Source organism: Janthinobacterium sp. DSP2-3-3, assembly GCF_049897325.1.
Classification (GTDB): domain Bacteria; phylum Pseudomonadota; class Gammaproteobacteria; order Burkholderiales; family Burkholderiaceae_D; genus Janthinobacterium.
Window position 1 is genome coordinate 172,653 of the sequence record NZ_JAFCWA010000012.1, and the last position, 14,752, is coordinate 187,404.

Annotated in this window: 13 protein-coding genes; 11 read left to right on the plus strand and 2 right to left on the minus strand. The window is 45.6% G+C overall.

The features are described 5' to 3' along the window. Positions 1–49 precede the first annotated feature (49 nt). The 11 genes from ACP7DE_RS22330 (at position 50) to ACP7DE_RS22380 (ending at position 13,081) form a co-directional block, all read left to right on the plus strand. Positions 50–1,096 carry an NAD-dependent epimerase/dehydratase family protein gene (locus tag ACP7DE_RS22330; RefSeq protein ID WP_426074139.1) on the plus strand — a complete coding sequence of 349 codons (1,047 nt, stop codon included), beginning with the start codon at positions 50–52 and terminating at the stop codon, positions 1,094–1,096. Continuing rightward, on the plus strand, positions 1,089–1,895 hold the full coding sequence (locus ACP7DE_RS22335; protein WP_426074140.1) for a transketolase: 807 nt from the start codon (positions 1,089–1,091) through the stop codon (positions 1,893–1,895). The genes ACP7DE_RS22330 and ACP7DE_RS22335 overlap by 8 nt, the downstream gene beginning before the upstream one ends. Next, entirely contained in the window at positions 1,892–2,794 is a 903-nt protein-coding gene (locus tag ACP7DE_RS22340; protein ID WP_426074141.1) for a transketolase family protein, read from the plus strand. The genes ACP7DE_RS22335 and ACP7DE_RS22340 overlap by 4 nt, the downstream gene beginning before the upstream one ends. Positions 2,795–2,848: 54 nt before the next feature. After that, the gene (locus ACP7DE_RS22345; RefSeq protein WP_426074142.1) at positions 2,849–3,760 is read left to right on the plus strand and encodes a glycosyltransferase family A protein; all 912 of its coding nucleotides are present in this window, start codon (positions 2,849–2,851) and stop codon (positions 3,758–3,760) included. Positions 3,761–3,769: 9 nt separating this feature from the next. Then, a complete protein-coding gene (gmd, locus tag ACP7DE_RS22350; RefSeq protein WP_426074143.1) occupies positions 3,770–4,897 on the plus strand; it encodes a GDP-mannose 4,6-dehydratase in 1,128 nt (375 codons plus the stop codon). A 14-nt stretch (positions 4,898–4,911) separates the two neighbouring features. Further along, positions 4,912–5,835, plus strand: a complete 924-nt coding sequence (locus ACP7DE_RS22355) for a GDP-L-fucose synthase family protein (RefSeq protein ID WP_426074144.1) — start codon at positions 4,912–4,914, stop codon at positions 5,833–5,835. After that, entirely contained in the window at positions 5,835–7,007 is a 1,173-nt protein-coding gene (locus ACP7DE_RS22360; RefSeq protein ID WP_426074145.1) for a DegT/DnrJ/EryC1/StrS family aminotransferase, read from the plus strand. Before ACP7DE_RS22355 ends, ACP7DE_RS22360 begins: the two co-directional genes overlap by 1 nt. A gap of 76 nt (positions 7,008–7,083) precedes the next feature. Further along, on the plus strand, positions 7,084–8,472 hold the full coding sequence (locus ACP7DE_RS22365) for a lipopolysaccharide biosynthesis protein (RefSeq protein ID WP_426074146.1): 1,389 nt from the start codon (positions 7,084–7,086) through the stop codon (positions 8,470–8,472). A gap of 17 nt (positions 8,473–8,489) precedes the next feature. Beyond that, a complete protein-coding gene (locus tag ACP7DE_RS22370; RefSeq protein WP_426074147.1) occupies positions 8,490–9,485 on the plus strand; it encodes a CgeB family protein in 996 nt (331 codons plus the stop codon). A 32-nt stretch (positions 9,486–9,517) separates the two neighbouring features. Continuing rightward, the gene (locus ACP7DE_RS22375) at positions 9,518–10,546 is read left to right on the plus strand and encodes a glycosyltransferase family 10 domain-containing protein (protein ID WP_426074148.1); all 1,029 of its coding nucleotides are present in this window, start codon (positions 9,518–9,520) and stop codon (positions 10,544–10,546) included. A 582-nt stretch (positions 10,547–11,128) separates the two neighbouring features. Then, positions 11,129–13,081 (plus strand): acyltransferase family protein, encoded by a 1,953-nt coding sequence (locus tag ACP7DE_RS22380; RefSeq protein ID WP_426074149.1) that lies wholly within the window; start codon positions 11,129–11,131, stop codon positions 13,079–13,081. A 190-nt stretch (positions 13,082–13,271) separates the two neighbouring features. Here the strand turns inward: ACP7DE_RS22380 and rfbD are convergent, their stop codons facing one another. Both rfbD and rfbC read right to left on the minus strand, forming a co-directional pair. Further along, positions 13,272–14,144: a dTDP-4-dehydrorhamnose reductase gene (gene rfbD, locus ACP7DE_RS22385; protein ID WP_426074150.1), complete on the minus strand. Its 873-nt coding sequence runs from the start codon at positions 14,142–14,144 to the stop codon at positions 13,272–13,274. 41 nt (positions 14,145–14,185) lie between these two features. Further along, the gene (rfbC, locus tag ACP7DE_RS22390) at positions 14,186–14,731 is read right to left on the minus strand and encodes a dTDP-4-dehydrorhamnose 3,5-epimerase (protein ID WP_426074151.1); all 546 of its coding nucleotides are present in this window, start codon (positions 14,729–14,731) and stop codon (positions 14,186–14,188) included. Positions 14,732–14,752: the final 21 nt, after the last annotated feature.

The following is a 14,752-nucleotide window of genomic DNA, read 5'->3' on the forward strand; positions in this document are numbered from 1 at the left end:
TTCAGCCGGCGCATATGACGTCTACCGTCCGGGCGTTTCTCCAGAAGATTTGCAATTGATTTTGGAGAAAACGCCGGCGAGCGTCTGGGACGTCCTGCGTGGCCAGCATATTTTTCTGACCGGCGGTACGGGCTTCGTCGGCTGCTGGCTGTTGGAGGCCCTGTTGTGGGCATCCGAAGAACTCGCTCTGGAATTGCGCGTGACTTTATTGACACGTCAACCCGATGGCTTTCATCGAAAGGCAGCCCATCTCGCGACACATCCCAGCGTGCGTTTGCTGAAAGGCGACGTGCTCGATTTGTCGCAATTTGACGAATCTGTCGACATCGTGATCCACGCAGCCACGGATGTTGCCACCTGCAGCAGCGATCCGGTACAGGTGTTTGACGATATTGTAAACGGTACAAAAGAAACGCTCGCCCTGTCCAGGCGCTGCCAGGCGAAACGCTATCTGTTAACCAGTTCAGGCGCGGTGTATGGACGCCAGCCCAGCGAAATGGATGGAGTGGATGAGGAATTCCAGGGCGCGCCGGACACGCTGGAGCCGGCAACTGCCTATGGGCAGGGGAAGCGTGCGTCCGAATGGCTGGTGCAATGTCATGCACGGCAATATGGGCTGCAAACGGCCATTGCACGATGCTTTGCCTTGCTGGGCCCCTATCTGCCGCTCGATGCGCATTTCGCGGCTGGCAATTTCATTAATGATGTCCTGTCCGGGCGCGATATAAGTGTCAAGGGAGACGGTACCGCGTATCGATCGTATTTGTACGCCGCCGACATGACAATCTGGTTATTGACCATTTTGGCAAACGGCAAGCAAGACGTCGCCTATAACCTGGGGTCGTCAAACGGCATCTCTATCCGCGAACTTGCCGAAGCAGCATCGGTGCTGGGCGAGCGTACAACATCGGTCACCGTTGCAACCGCTCCGCTGCCCGATGTACGACCGTTGCGCTACGTACCTTGCGTGAACAAGGCCATGGCGGAACTTGGCCTGTGCGAATATACGTCACTGGACAGTGCTTTGAAAAAGACGTTTGAATGGGCCAAGCGCCAAAAAGAACTTTCCAACCCCTTTGGAATAAATCATGTCTGACTTTAATTCAAAAACGCTACGTGCAACCGTATTGAAAATGGCTTATGCCGGTTCGACGGTACATATTGGCTGCGCTTTCTCGATTATCGAAATACTTGCCGTCCTTTATAGAAATCATCTGCGTTACCCGGATAACGATGCAAATGCCGGCTTACGCGACTATATGGTGCTAAGCAAAGGACATGGCGTGATGGCGCAATATGCCTGCCTGCATGAAAAAGGTTGGTTATCCAGTTATGACTTGGAAAACTATTTTTCTGACGGCTCCCGCCTGAAAGGCCTGTCTGACGCTCATGTCATCGGTTGCGAGGTAACCTCCGGTTCGCTGGGGCATGGCTTGCCGGTAGGCGTGGGTATGGCTCTTGGAGCGAAGTTCAACAAAACCGATCAGCATTGCTATGTTATTGCTGGCGACGGAGAGATGAATGAAGGTCCAATGTGGGAAGCCATGCTGTTTGCAAAACATTGGAAACTGGACAATCTTGTTGTTATCGTTGACGAAAATGGATTTCAGGCGATGGGAACTACCGAACAGGTTATGCATCTCGGTAGTCTGCAAGATAAATTTTCCGCTTTCGGCTTCGATACTCTGGCCGTGGATGGCCATGACGAAACTGCCTTGGATACCGCATTGAGCGCATTGAAATTAATGAAAAATGGCTCACCGAAAGCCATTATTGCCAGGACCGTCAAAGGTAAAGGTGTTTCTTTTATGGAGCATCAAAATATCTGGCATTACACCCGTTTGACGCCAGATACGTTTGAATCGGCAATGGCTGAACTGGAGGAAAAGCAATGAGATCTGCATTCTCAAAGGCGATTGTCGCCGCAGCGCAAGCTGACCAAAAAATCTTACTTTTAACCGGGGATCATGGTTATGCACTCTTTGATGAGTTTCGCAGCCTTTTACCCGCTCAATTTGTAAATGCAGGTATTGCCGAACAAAACATGGTTGGAGTCGCCGCTGGCTTGGCCAAGGTTGGTTATAAACCGATCGTATACGGACTGAGCGCATTTGTTCCAGTGCGAGTGATCGAACAGATAAAGATGGATGTTTGCTATGAGAAGCTGCCTATCATCTTCATCGGCGACGGAGCCGGTGTGGTGTATAGCAGTTTGGGTAGCAGTCATCAGTCCACTGAAGATATTGCAATGCTTCGCCCGTTACCAAATCTGGAGATTCTGTCGCCATGTGACAGCTTGGAGATGGATTATGCAATGTCGTATGGGTTACAATTTCAATCCCCTGTTTATATCCGAATGGGCAAGTCTGATGTCGGGGTGGTTCACAAAACGGCAATAACTGCCAAGTTAGGCGATCTGCTCCCGGTACGTTCTGGCAAAAATAGTAAAATTGCTTTTCTCGCTACTGGATCAATGGTATCGGTAGCAAACCGTATCGCAAACGAGTTGCTGGATTGCAGTGTATGGAGCGTCCCCTCCCTGAAGCCCATTAATGAAGAACAGGTACTCAAGATTGCCGATCTGGCGGACGATATTGTTGTTCTGGAGGAACATTCCACTGCAGGTGGCCTGGGTAGCATAATTGCCGAAATTGTCAGCAGTGTGGCCTCTGCCAGAGTAACGCGTTTCGGCGTTCAAGATAGATTTTCTGAAAAATGTGGAAGTTATCAATATTTGATGAAAGAGCATGGTTTGGATTTCGATACGTTGAAGGAAAGATTGAGCGATATATAAGTATTAGTCATCAATTCTACAATCGCGGCAAAAAAATTATCTTCGCTGAAAATAATGGAAAAAGTAACAATAGTTCTTCTTAGTAGTAATCGCCCGAATTTTATCGGAAAAACAATTGATTCAATTAAGGCCCAGAGCGAGAATAATTTCAGATTGATCGTGTCGGATAATTCTTCGAATAACGAAGTCGAAAAAATCGTGGAGGATAAATATCCGGATCTATCTTATATTCGCAGAATACCTCGATTGTCGGCATTGGATCATTTCAAGACGGTGCTATCAGAAGTCAACTCAGAATATTTCGTGATTTTCCATGATGATGATCTCATGCATGAAGATTATGTTTTACGTATGGTTGAGGTACTAGATGTAGATGCGTCATTATCTGCCGTTGGCTGCAATGCACGAATAATCAAAGATGAAGATTTTACAAAAAGAATTTTTTTTCGGCAGCAGGAAAGAAAAAAATTTATCCAAAGTAATGAGGATTTTATTGCACCCTATTTGAGGTTCATGGATAGAGTGGCACCTTTCCCCGGTTATATGTACCGTACTGAAAAGGTGAGAGGATTGTTTCTGGATGCAGCAGAAGGTGGAAAATATTCTGATGTTTCATTTTTGATGCAAGTGGCGTCGCGCGCCCCTATCTGTTGGTTGAAGGAACCTTTAATATATTATCGTTTTCATTCTGGAAATGATAGCGGAACAAACAGCATCCCTCAACATTTAAGATTGTTAAGATTCATCTTCAGAAATACAGAACTGGACCGTCGGAGTGATTTGATAAAGCAATATAAATTCGCTTATTGGTTGAAATGGCTTTTGAATCGGGAAAATTGGAATTTCAGTAAATATTCGTTGAGGAAGTTAAAAGTGGTTGCAATATTTGTTTTATTTCAGGGATCTTTTATGATGATAAAGGACCCTGCGATATTCAAAAGAATTATATATAATAAAATTTTATGAGGAATGGTAATGAGTAAAGTTGCATTAATTACTGGTATCACTGGTCAAGATGGCGCATATTTGGCAGAATTTTTGCTTAAAAAAGGATATGTGGTACATGGCATCAAGCGCCGTACCTCTCTTTTTAATACTGATCGTATTGATCATCTGTTTGAAGACATTCATGTCGACAATCCGCGCCTGATTTTGCATCATGGTGACCTTACCGACTCGACAAGCCTGATCCGTATTATCCAATTGGTTCAGCCCGATGAAATTTATAACCTTGCTGCACAGAGCCATGTGGCGGTGTCTTTTGAAGAGCCTGAATATACGGCTAACTCTGATGGACTCGGTCCGTTGCGTATTCTAGAGGCAATTCGTATTCTGGGCTTAGAGAAAAAAACTCGTTTCTACCAAGCATCCACATCTGAACTTTATGGTTTAGTTCAAGAAATCCCGCAAAAAGAGACAACGCCGTTTTATCCACGTAGCCCCTATGCTGTAGCAAAAATGTATGCCTACTGGATCACGATTAACTATCGCGAGGCTTATGGCATCTATGCCTGCAATGGTATTTTGTTTAATCATGAGTCGCCAATCCGTGGCGAAACATTCGTCACCCGGAAAATTACCCGCGCATTGGCACGCATTAAATTGAACATGCAAGAATGTCTGTATCTTGGCAATATCGACTCTTTGCGTGATTGGGGTCATGCACGCGACTATGTCGAAATGCAATGGTTGATGTTGCAACAAGATAAGGCAGAGGATTTCGTCATCGCTACTGGAGAGCAACATAGCGTTCGTGAATTTGTCACATTGACCGCCAAGGAATATGGCATCGCAATGCGTTGGGAGGGGAGCGGCGTGGATGAAGTCGGTATCATTAATGGTTTCCTGCCGGGCGCCGAAGCAATGCCTCATCTGTCGATTGGCCAGGTCATCATGCGTGTCGACCCACGTTATTTCCGTCCGACGGAAGTGGAAACGCTGTTGGGCGATCCAACGAATGCCAAACAAAAACTGGGCTGGTCGCCGACAACTTCGTTTTCTTCCCTTGTGACGGAAATGGCACAAGCCGATTTGGATCTGGCTCGCCGTGAACAATTGATGCATGCTAGTGGATTCAAGGTCTATCCACGCGTCGGCACGTAATTCAGGATACTGCCATGCGAATATTAATAACAGGCGGCGGTGGTATGGTCGGCAGCAATCTTCGAGAACATGCTGCCGCACAGAGCCATGAGCTGCTGTTTCCAACCCGCCAAGAGCTGAATCTTTTCTCGTATGAACAGACTGAAAAATTCATCCGCGAGGTCCAGCCCGATCTGATCATTCATGCAGCCGGTCGGGTTGGCGGTATCCAGGCCAATATGCGAGAGCCGGTCCGATTTTTGACAGAAAATCTGGATATGGGCCGCAATGTGATCCTTGCCGCTCGCGCGGCAGGAGTGAAGCGCCTGATCAATATCGGCAGTTCCTGCATGTATCCACGTAATCTGGATGTTCCGTTAAGCGAGAACATGATATTGACGGGGGAGTTGGAACCGACGAATGAAGGCTATGCGCTAGCCAAAATTACGGTTGCACGCCTGTGTGAATACATCACGCGGGAAAACCCTGAATATCAGTACAAAACAGTGATCCCATGCAACCTATATGGACGGCATGATAAATTTGATCCACGCTGGTCTCATCTGATTCCAGCCATATTGCATAAAGTGCATGAGGCCAAACAGTCAAATCAGGCGACGGTTGAGATATGGGGAGATGGAACGGCCCGGCGCGAGTTCATGTATTCGGGCGATTTGGCCGATGCACTGTTTCACGCAGCGGATAACTTCGAAACTCTGCCAGGCATGGTAAATATCGGCCTTGGCACCGATTATTCGGTCAACGAATATTACGCAATTGCTGCTGAAGTAGTTGGCTACGAGGGTGAATTTGTTCACGATCTGAGCAAGCCGGTCGGAATGAAGCGAAAACTTACGTCGATAGTACTTGCGAATACATGGGGTTGGAGTGCCAAGACCTCCTTGCGAGAAGGGTTGGCACTCACTTATGAATTCTATTTAAAAACGGAGAAAAAATAATGTCCTATCCATTGGCAAGTACGACATGGGATCAAGCGGAATACGCTGCAATACAAAAAGTTGTCGATTCAGGCATGTTTACGATGGGGAAATATGTTGCCGAATTCGAAAGAGACTTTAGCGCTTATACTGGCAGCAAATATTGCGTCATGGTCAACTCCGGATCATCGGCAAACTTGGCGATGGTCGCTGCACTGATTTATCGCAAGGAAGGCGCATTAAAACGAGGCGATGAAGTGATTGTGCCAGCGGTATCATGGAGTACCACTTACTATCCTTTGTATCAGTATGGCCTGAAGATCAAGTTCGTCGATATTAATCTGGATACTTTAAACTACGATCTGGAACAGCTGGCCGCCGCGGTCACCGATAAGACCCGCGCGATCATGACGGTCAATTTGCTTGGCAACCCTAATGATTTTGATGCAATCCAGGAGATTGTTGCAGGCCGTGACATCATTATTCTTGAGGACAATTGCGAGTCCATGGGCGCGGAATTCAAGGGGCGTCAAGCTGGTACGCATGGTTTGATGGGCAGTTATAGCACGTTTTTTAGTCATCATATCGCCACGATGGAAGGTGGCATGGTGGTAACCGATGACGAAGAGCTGTACCATATTCTGTTGTCCGTACGCGCACATGGCTGGACCCGTAACTTGCCTAAAGAGAATCTTGTATGCGGCACAAAGAGCGATGATCCATTCGTTGAATCATTCCGCTTCGTGCTTCCAGGTTATAACCTGCGTCCACTGGAAATGAGTGGCGCGATTGGTATCGAACAAGTAAAAAAACTGCCAACCATCATCGAGGAGCGTCGGGCAAATGCGGCGAAATTCCTGGAATTGATGAAAGCTTATCCGGCCTTCAAAGTCCAATCTGAAATTGGCAAAAGCAGCTGGTTCGGTTTCAGCCTGATCGTCAATCCGGATGCACCATTTACCCGCGCCGATGCCGTCGCCGCTTTTGAGAAATTCAAGATCGACTGCCGTCCGATTGTGGCCGGCAATTTCGCGAAAAATGAAGTGGTGAAATGGTTTGATAGCTCAGTGCATGGTGAACTGGTCAATGCAAACTACATCGACAGCCACGGTCTGTTTATCGGCAACCATCATTATGGTCTTGATGAACAATTCGGTCTGTTGAAAGAAGCACTGAATTCGCTTCCGGCTTGAGAGCTTGCATGCATTATTCAGTAACAGTTGATACCATGGTCGATTTCAATTGATTTCCGTCCTTATCGGCCGATTAATGCAATTCGTCATTGCATTAATCGGCACTCGTCTCCTTACCACATTATTGCCTCCCGATGAAGTCGGAAGAATCGCATTAATCACGGCAATAACAGCTTTCTTTGCCATGTTCCTGGTAAATCCGGTTGGAATGTATATCAATCGACATTTGCACGAATGGGCAGAAAAAGGCCAGATCAAGTTTTATTTTTCTATTTATTGGAAATATCTGTTGCTGGTTTGTGCCGCAGCAGGCAGCATTTGTTACATATTGAATTATTTTGAACTTATTTCAGTTCATACAAAGAAATTCTGGTTGTTGACGCTGATTTGCGGATCACTTCTCTTCAATACCGTCAATCAGACCGTTATTCCGTCGCTCAACATGCTGGGTTATCGCAACGTGTTTATCTTGTTGACACTTGCAACTTTAATCACCGGATTAATTTCAGCGTTTGGCCTGACGCAAGCCATGCAGGCAACTGCAGAATATTGGCTACTTGGTCTGCTGATAGGACAGGCTGTTTTTGGCTGGCTGGGTATCAAAATATTGTACAAGAGGGTGGCCATTGCGATACCGTTTGCACTCGGTAATCACGATCAGTTGGTAGCGCAATTATGGCGCTATGCCTGGCCGGTGGCTCTTGCTGTCGGGCTTGGATGGGTACAAATGCAGGGTTACCGCTTCATTCTGGAAAAGCAGGTCGGCTTGGCCATACTGGGTTTGTATTTTGCAGGTTATGGTCTGAGTGCCTCGCTGCTCACGGCGTTTGAAATGATCCTCACGACGTACTTTCAGCCTCTGCTCTACAAACGAGTGAGCATGCAGGGCGTGATGTTTGATGCGCAAGCGTGGAATGACTATGCCTCTGCCATATTGCCAGCGTTGATATTTGTAACAGCAGCTATTTGTATTGCGTCAAAAGAAATAACAGCAGTCATGCTGGGCTCATCTTACCAAGATGCCGGGCGATATGTGCTACTAGGGGCGCTGGCCGAGGCAACCAGGGTTCTGGTGGGAATGGTAGGATTAGTTGCTCATCTACGGTTAAAAACACACTGGTTGCTTTTCCCAAATTTTATCGGCGTATTAATAACGATTGGTTTGATCGTTTTCCTAGTCCCGGTTTTTGGCTCAGGTTCTGCAGCAGTTTCAGTGGCTTTAGGCGGAGCCTTCGTTGCTGTTACCATGTATTTTTTCATGCGGCAGAAAGTTTTGCGATTGCCCTGGATAAAGGTATTGCAGGCATTGTTCATGGCTGGCATTGTCTACCTCTGCAGTACCGTGATTCGACATTTACTGGGAGAAAATAGTGATGTTTTTCATGCTTTGCTATTTTTAGGTATATTGGGAATATTGTCCCTTCCCATGTTGTATATATTGCTCCGGTCACATATTAAAGCTTAATTTTAGGATCTTGTTTGATGAAAATAATGTTGGTATGCATGCGCTATGACTATGGTGATCCGTCCCGGGGCGAGTCGTATGAGTATTATAATTTCTATCAAAGCCTGATCAGTTTGGGTCATGAAGTTTTGCTATTCGATTATATGACCATCCTCAAGGAAATTGGCAAGGCTGAAATGAACCAGAAGCTGCTGGATACAGCAGGATCATTCTCGCCTGATTTGGCAATGTTTTCCTTGTACACTGATCAATTTGAACCTGCATCGCTTGAAGCATTGCGCAAGTTGACCAAGACTTTATGTTTTTTCCACGACGATACATGGCGTGTGGAATATTCAAAATACTGGGCTGCTTTTTTTGATAATTTTACAACTCCCGATATCTATGGTGTCGAGAGATATCGAAAGCAGGGCATCATGCACGCGGTTCACTTTCCATTCGGTGCAAATGAAATACTCTATGATAAAAGAGAAAAAGAAAAAATCTATGATATTTCTTTCGTCGGAGGATGGCATCCGTACCGTGCGTGGCTCGTAAAAAGACTCAGAAAAGCCGGAATGAACGTTGTCACTGCTGGCCATCGTTGGGAGAAAGGCATTGTGCCCCATAGCGATATGGTGGATATATTTAATCAGAGCAAGATTAATTTGAATCTGTCAAATTCGGCTTCCTGGGATCTTCGCTATCTCGCCACTTCGCCATATGGGATAGTCAATCGTATCCGTTCAAAAAAGAATATCGAGCAGCTCAAAGCCCGCCATTTTGAGATTAATAGCACTGGAGCATTTCAGCTATCCTATTATGTTGAAGGCCTTGAAAAATACTATGATATCGGATCGGAAATAGGAATTTATATTGACTCTGACGACTTGATTGAAAAGGCAAAATTTTATCTGAAGGAAGATAAAAAAAGGGAAGAGATGGCAGATGCTGGTTACAAGCGAACCCAGAAAGAGCATGTGTTTTCCGCGCGTTTTAACCGCGTGTTTCGGGAAATCGGACTGTTAGGTTAATTGATTTTCATTTCGATAGTCTGGTAAATATCATGAAGAATAAAAAACGCATCATTTTGTTGGAACCCTCATCCTATCATTATCAGCAGGATCGCCTGTTTGATATTGGAAATGAGCATTTAAACAGAGACGGTACTCTGCTTCCATTTTTTCGCGCCTCACAGGTAGCCAAGGAAAATGGGCATGAGCTCCATACTGCCGACATGCGTGCCGGATATGGCGAGGGAAAGTTCGAATATTATTCCCTCGGCATTCTTAACGGCGAAAAGGAGTTGGCTGGAGTTTCTGGAGTGAATTATTCTGGATTTCTGATTATGGAACCACCAGTCGTGGCTCCGGAGCTATATGCCGCATTGCCGAAATTGACTGCAATGTATGACTGCGTGTATGTTCATAATACCGAAGGCATAGGTTATTCGACCAAAAATGTCGATATGTCTAAATTGAAGAAATTCTTTTGGCCCATGCCTTATGGTGATGTACAGGAACCATTCTGGTCCAGGACTGATCGTAAAAATTCCATTGTTGTTATCAATGGTAATCATAATCCGAGGTTTCGTGCTGGAGAGCAATATAGTACACGCATTGAGGCCATGGCTGAATTAGCACCATCTGGTGCAATCGACTTGTATGGCTTTGGCTGGAAGAAATGGTGGAGTCCGCGATCGTTATGGCTACCGTATTGGCGAAACCGGAAAAGTCTGATGTCGATTTACAAAGGCTCATGTCAGTCGAAACTTGATACGTTAAGTAAATATCGTTTTTGCCTTTGTTTTGAAAATATGGCAATGGACGGATATATAACTGAAAAAATTATCGATTGTTTTTACGCTGGAACAATTCCTCTTTATTTGGGTGCGCCAGATATTGATAAATATATACCGGAAAATTGCTATATTGATTGCAGGGAATTTACTTCGTGGACTGACTTGTTAAAAAAAGTTCAGTCGATGTCCGATGAGGAAATTGAAGAGAAGCGTGAGGCTGGTAAAAATTATCTGCGCAGTGCTGAGGGTCAACGCTTCTTCAATTCGCTCGATTCTGTTCTGCAAATATCATAATCCCTCGGATAATTCATTATCTGATCATTATTTTAAAATGCTTCGCTTTTTCTTGATAGCGGAGCATTTTCATATTGTCGCAGTTTTTGTAATGCAGTGATATTTCTCGGCGTGAGTGGAATCATTGTGCATAATGAACCGGATATTTTCCGTAGTTTTTGTATCAAGTGAAATGCAACTCTGGTTTTTCTCGACATATTGCTAAATCATGGTTATACTGTTTTCCGTCAATATTTTCAATATGAAACTTTTTCGTCAAAAATTGTTATTAATTTTCACTAAATAATTTTTTGTTGAAAAATCCGAAAAACCGGATATAGCTATCGCTAGCTGGCTCGAGCAGTAGATATGTCGATAAGCGCATGGTGTGTAATTGCATTTACCAGTCCGGCGAGTATTTTGACTGGAGACGAGGTTGGGCAGTAGTGTTGCGAGCAGGTATGGCGCTGCCGGATGACCGGGTATGGTTACCTACCAGGCATCAGCATATTGATTCTTCCACTTTCCGACTAACTGTTGACTTTGCCGTCAAATTGGTTGCATCACGTCAGTTCCCTGAAAATTTGGATCGATCGGTAATTAATGGATTATAGAAGAGAAATAGATGGTCTGAGAGCACTTGCAGTATTGCCGGTAGTACTTTTCCATGCAGGATTTCAGATTTTCAGTGGTGGTTTTGTCGGCGTGGATGTGTTTTTCGTAATCAGTGGTTATTTGATTACAACGATTATTCTGGGCGAACTCGAACAGGGAAAATTTTCTATTGTTAACTTTTATGAGCGAAGAGCAAGACGCATCTTGCCCGTTCTATTTGCCGTTATATTTATCTGTTTGCCATTTTCATGGGTATGGCTTATACCGACAGAGATGAAAAGTTTTTCGCAAAGTCTGGTTGCAGTTTCAATATTTTCTTCAAATATTTTATTCTGGCTAACAAGCGGTTATTTTAGTACTGCTGCAGAATTAAAACCGTTATTGCATACCTGGAGTTTGGCGGTGGAGGAGCAATATTATCTGTTTTTCCCCATATTTTTAATGATGGCGTGGAAAATTGGAAAACGATCAATTTTTGCAATTCTAGTGATCTCTTTTCTGGCGAGCTTACTATTTGCTCAGTGGGCTTCTCTCAGTTTTCCGACCATGGCGTTTTTTCTTTTACCAACGCGTGGTTGGGAATTGTTGATTGGTGCATTTGTTGCCTTTTATTTTAATCACTATGGCTTCAAGCAGTTACCTCGAGGTGTTAAAGAATTCGGTGGTACTGCTGGATTGATTCTGATTATTTATTCAATTTTTTATTTTGATAAGAATGTGCCATTCCCGAGTTTCTATACACTATTACCCACAGTTGGTACGGCATTGATAATTTTATGCGCCACACGTGGAACTGTTGTTGCAAGGATACTCGGTAATAAATTGTTTGTCGGCTTGGGATTGCTCAGTTACAGCATATATTTGTGGCATCAACCCTTGCTGGCTTTTGCAAGGCAGAAATCTTTTGATGAGCCCGCTGAAAGCGTTATGATTAGTATCGTTTTATTGACCTTGCTGCTTTCTTATTTCAGTTGGAAATTTATTGAAACACCATTTAGAAATAAATCTCGCTACAGCAAGCGTATTATTTTTATTTTTGCACTTATCGGAACTCTGGTGTTTACAGGTTTTGGTCTGGCTGGTCATGTTACGAACGGTTTCCCTGACAGGGAAGCGGCGTTGCCATTCAAGCCATTTGAATTTGATATGGATAAGCTTGGCTATCGGAAATGCCCTGAAAGAGAAATTATGGGCAATGAAAGCATTAATTATTGTTATCAAGGGAGAAAAGGAAATGTCAATGCGGTATTAATTGGAGATAGTCATGCTGCCGATAAATTTTATGGTATAGAGAGAAATGTTAAAGGATTAAATTGGGCGCTTGTTGGAAATTCAAGCTGTCCACCATTATTGGATGTCAATGTTGAGTGGGATCAGAAAATGTGCCTTGAGAAGTTTGAAAAAATTATTCCTTGGGTAAAGAATTCCAGAGAGATAAGCACTGTCGTTCTCTCATTTTTTGGAAACTATGAACTGATATCCGCTTATGCCGCAGATAATTTAATAAAAAATATTTCCACAATGCATGGAAAAAATGACGGTATTCAGAAGGGAATGAGCAGGCATGATTTGTTCTATTTCGGGCTTAGTCAATCAGTGCGAGAACTTCTTGCGGACGGAAGAAAAGTCATCGTGCTGGTCGATATTCCAGAGTTGCCATTTTTTCCTGTAGATTGCGTCAAAGGAAAATCCAGCTGTACCATTCCTCTCAAAGAGGTACTGGAGCGCCAGAGTATGCACAGACAAAGCCTGCAAAGACTTAAAAGGGAATTTCCTTCAGTAAATATATATGATCCATTAAATATTTTCTGTTCAGAGAAGTTTTGCTCATACAGAACGGCTGAAAAAATCTTATATCGCGATTCCCATCATTTGACGTTGGATGGAAGTGATACTTATGGAAATAAATTTGCTTTGTGGTTAGCAACACTGCCAGAGTAATTTTTATTTAGCGTCAAAAGTTTTTTTGTTGTACAAATCTACCAGATTTCGGGACTCTCAATCCTCCCCATGTTGCCATGATTAGGATGGCAACTTGGAATTGGGTGTCCAATGATATTATTTTGCCGCTCACGCTGCTTAATAGGGAGTAGGTTATTGCTTTCTGAAAGATTCCTGCAATATGCGGTGGTCACTCCTGGCATAGTTTCAGGGCCGCCTGCCACTGTGGTAATCCACAAAAGGTCTGCAGCAGACGTTGTGAAGACAATACTGAATTGGTGGGACGCCGGGCTGGCACTGGATAATCTTTTGCCAAAATCGCTTTCAGTCTAGGTTTTTTGTGTACCGAGGCATGCGCCATGATCGCCTCGGTAAAACCAAACCAGCTTGTGGTTCCTTGGGCCGTCAAATGGTACAGGCCCGAGCGTTCTGACCACCATGCCTGGTGGTCAGCCGTGGCCAGGCTTTTCGCGACGATATGTGCCGTGGTGTCGGCGATGGTACGGCTCCAGGTCGGGGCGCCGAACTGGTCGGAAACGATACTTAGTTCTTCACGCTCCTGGGCCAGACGGAGCATGGTCAGCAGGAAGTTCTTGCCATGCGTGCTGTAGACCCAGCTGGTGCGCAGGATCAGGTGCGGGATGCCGGACGCCTGGATGGCTTGCTCGCCGGCCAGCTTGCTACTGCCATACACATTCACGGGGCAGGTCGGATCGGTTTCGACGTAGGGACCGTCTTTCGACCCGTCAAAGACATAATCGGTGCTGTAATGAATCATCGCAGCGCCTAGTTTCTTTGCTTCTTCGGCCATGACAGCCGGCGCCTCTCCATTGATGCGCAGCGCCAGGTCCGGCTCGCTCTCTGCCTTATCCACTGCGGTGTAGGCGGCAGGGTTGACGATCAGGGTCGGTTTGACGCGGCGGACGACGTCGCGCACCTGGCCCAGGTCAGCCAGGTCCATCTGACTGCGGTCTACAGCAATGATCTCGCCCAGGCCCTGCAGGCTGCGTTCGAGTTCGTAACCGACCTGGCCGGTTTTTCCTGTGATTAAAATACGGCTCATGAAATAGTTGTGTTCCAGTGTGGCAGATTGGTTGGTAACGGTCAGGCAAAAACGTCGGCATTGGCCAGCGAGGTACCGACTTTATCTTTGCCAGACAGCAGTGGTTCGCCATCGAGCGGCCAGTCGATGCCGATGGCCGGGTCGTTCCACAGGAGGCTGCGTTCGAACTCCGGTGCCCAGTAATCGGTCGTCTTGTACAGGAACTCGGCGCTATCGCTGGTGACGACGAAGCCGTGTGCAAAGCCTTCCGGTATCCACAGCTGGCGTTTGTTGGCCGCTGATAAGGTCACGCCTACCCAGCGGCCGAACGTCGGCGAACTCTTGCGCAGGTCGACGGCAACGTCGAAGACTTCACCGGCCGTCACACGCACCAGCTTGCCTTGCGGTTGCTGGATTTGGTAGTGCAGGCCGCGCAATACACCCTTGGCGGACTTGGAGTGATTGTCCTGCACGAAGTCGCGCGTGACGCCAGTCAGTTCGGCAAAGCGCTTCTGGTTGAAGCTTTCGTAAAAAAAGCCCCGGTCATCGCCGAACACGGTGGGCTCGAGAATCAGAATATCAGGTATGGAGGTTGTTTGAATTTGCATGTGTGAAATGAGCCGTTCCGG

Coding starts and splice junctions, on each gene's coding strand:
- ACP7DE_RS22340 (WP_426074141.1), top strand. CDS start 1,892: ATGAGATCTGCATTCTCAAAGGCGATTGTCGCCGCAGCGCAAGCTGAC.
- gmd (WP_426074143.1), top strand. CDS start 3,770: ATGAGTAAAGTTGCATTAATTACTGGTATCACTGGTCAAGATGGCGCA.
- rfbC (WP_426074151.1), bottom strand. CDS start 14,731: ATGCAAATTCAAACAACCTCCATACCTGATATTCTGATTCTCGAGCCC.
- ACP7DE_RS22360 (WP_426074145.1), top strand. CDS start 5,835: ATGTCCTATCCATTGGCAAGTACGACATGGGATCAAGCGGAATACGCT.
- ACP7DE_RS22375 (WP_426074148.1), top strand. CDS start 9,518: ATGAAGAATAAAAAACGCATCATTTTGTTGGAACCCTCATCCTATCAT.
- ACP7DE_RS22355 (WP_426074144.1), top strand. CDS start 4,912: ATGCGAATATTAATAACAGGCGGCGGTGGTATGGTCGGCAGCAATCTT.
- rfbD (WP_426074150.1), bottom strand. CDS start 14,144: ATGAGCCGTATTTTAATCACAGGAAAAACCGGCCAGGTCGGTTACGAA.
- ACP7DE_RS22365 (WP_426074146.1), top strand. CDS start 7,084: ATGCAATTCGTCATTGCATTAATCGGCACTCGTCTCCTTACCACATTA.
- ACP7DE_RS22380 (WP_426074149.1), top strand. CDS start 11,129: ATGGATTATAGAAGAGAAATAGATGGTCTGAGAGCACTTGCAGTATTG.
- ACP7DE_RS22370 (WP_426074147.1), top strand. CDS start 8,490: ATGAAAATAATGTTGGTATGCATGCGCTATGACTATGGTGATCCGTCC.
- ACP7DE_RS22345 (WP_426074142.1), top strand. CDS start 2,849: ATGGAAAAAGTAACAATAGTTCTTCTTAGTAGTAATCGCCCGAATTTT.
- ACP7DE_RS22335 (WP_426074140.1), top strand. CDS start 1,089: ATGTCTGACTTTAATTCAAAAACGCTACGTGCAACCGTATTGAAAATG.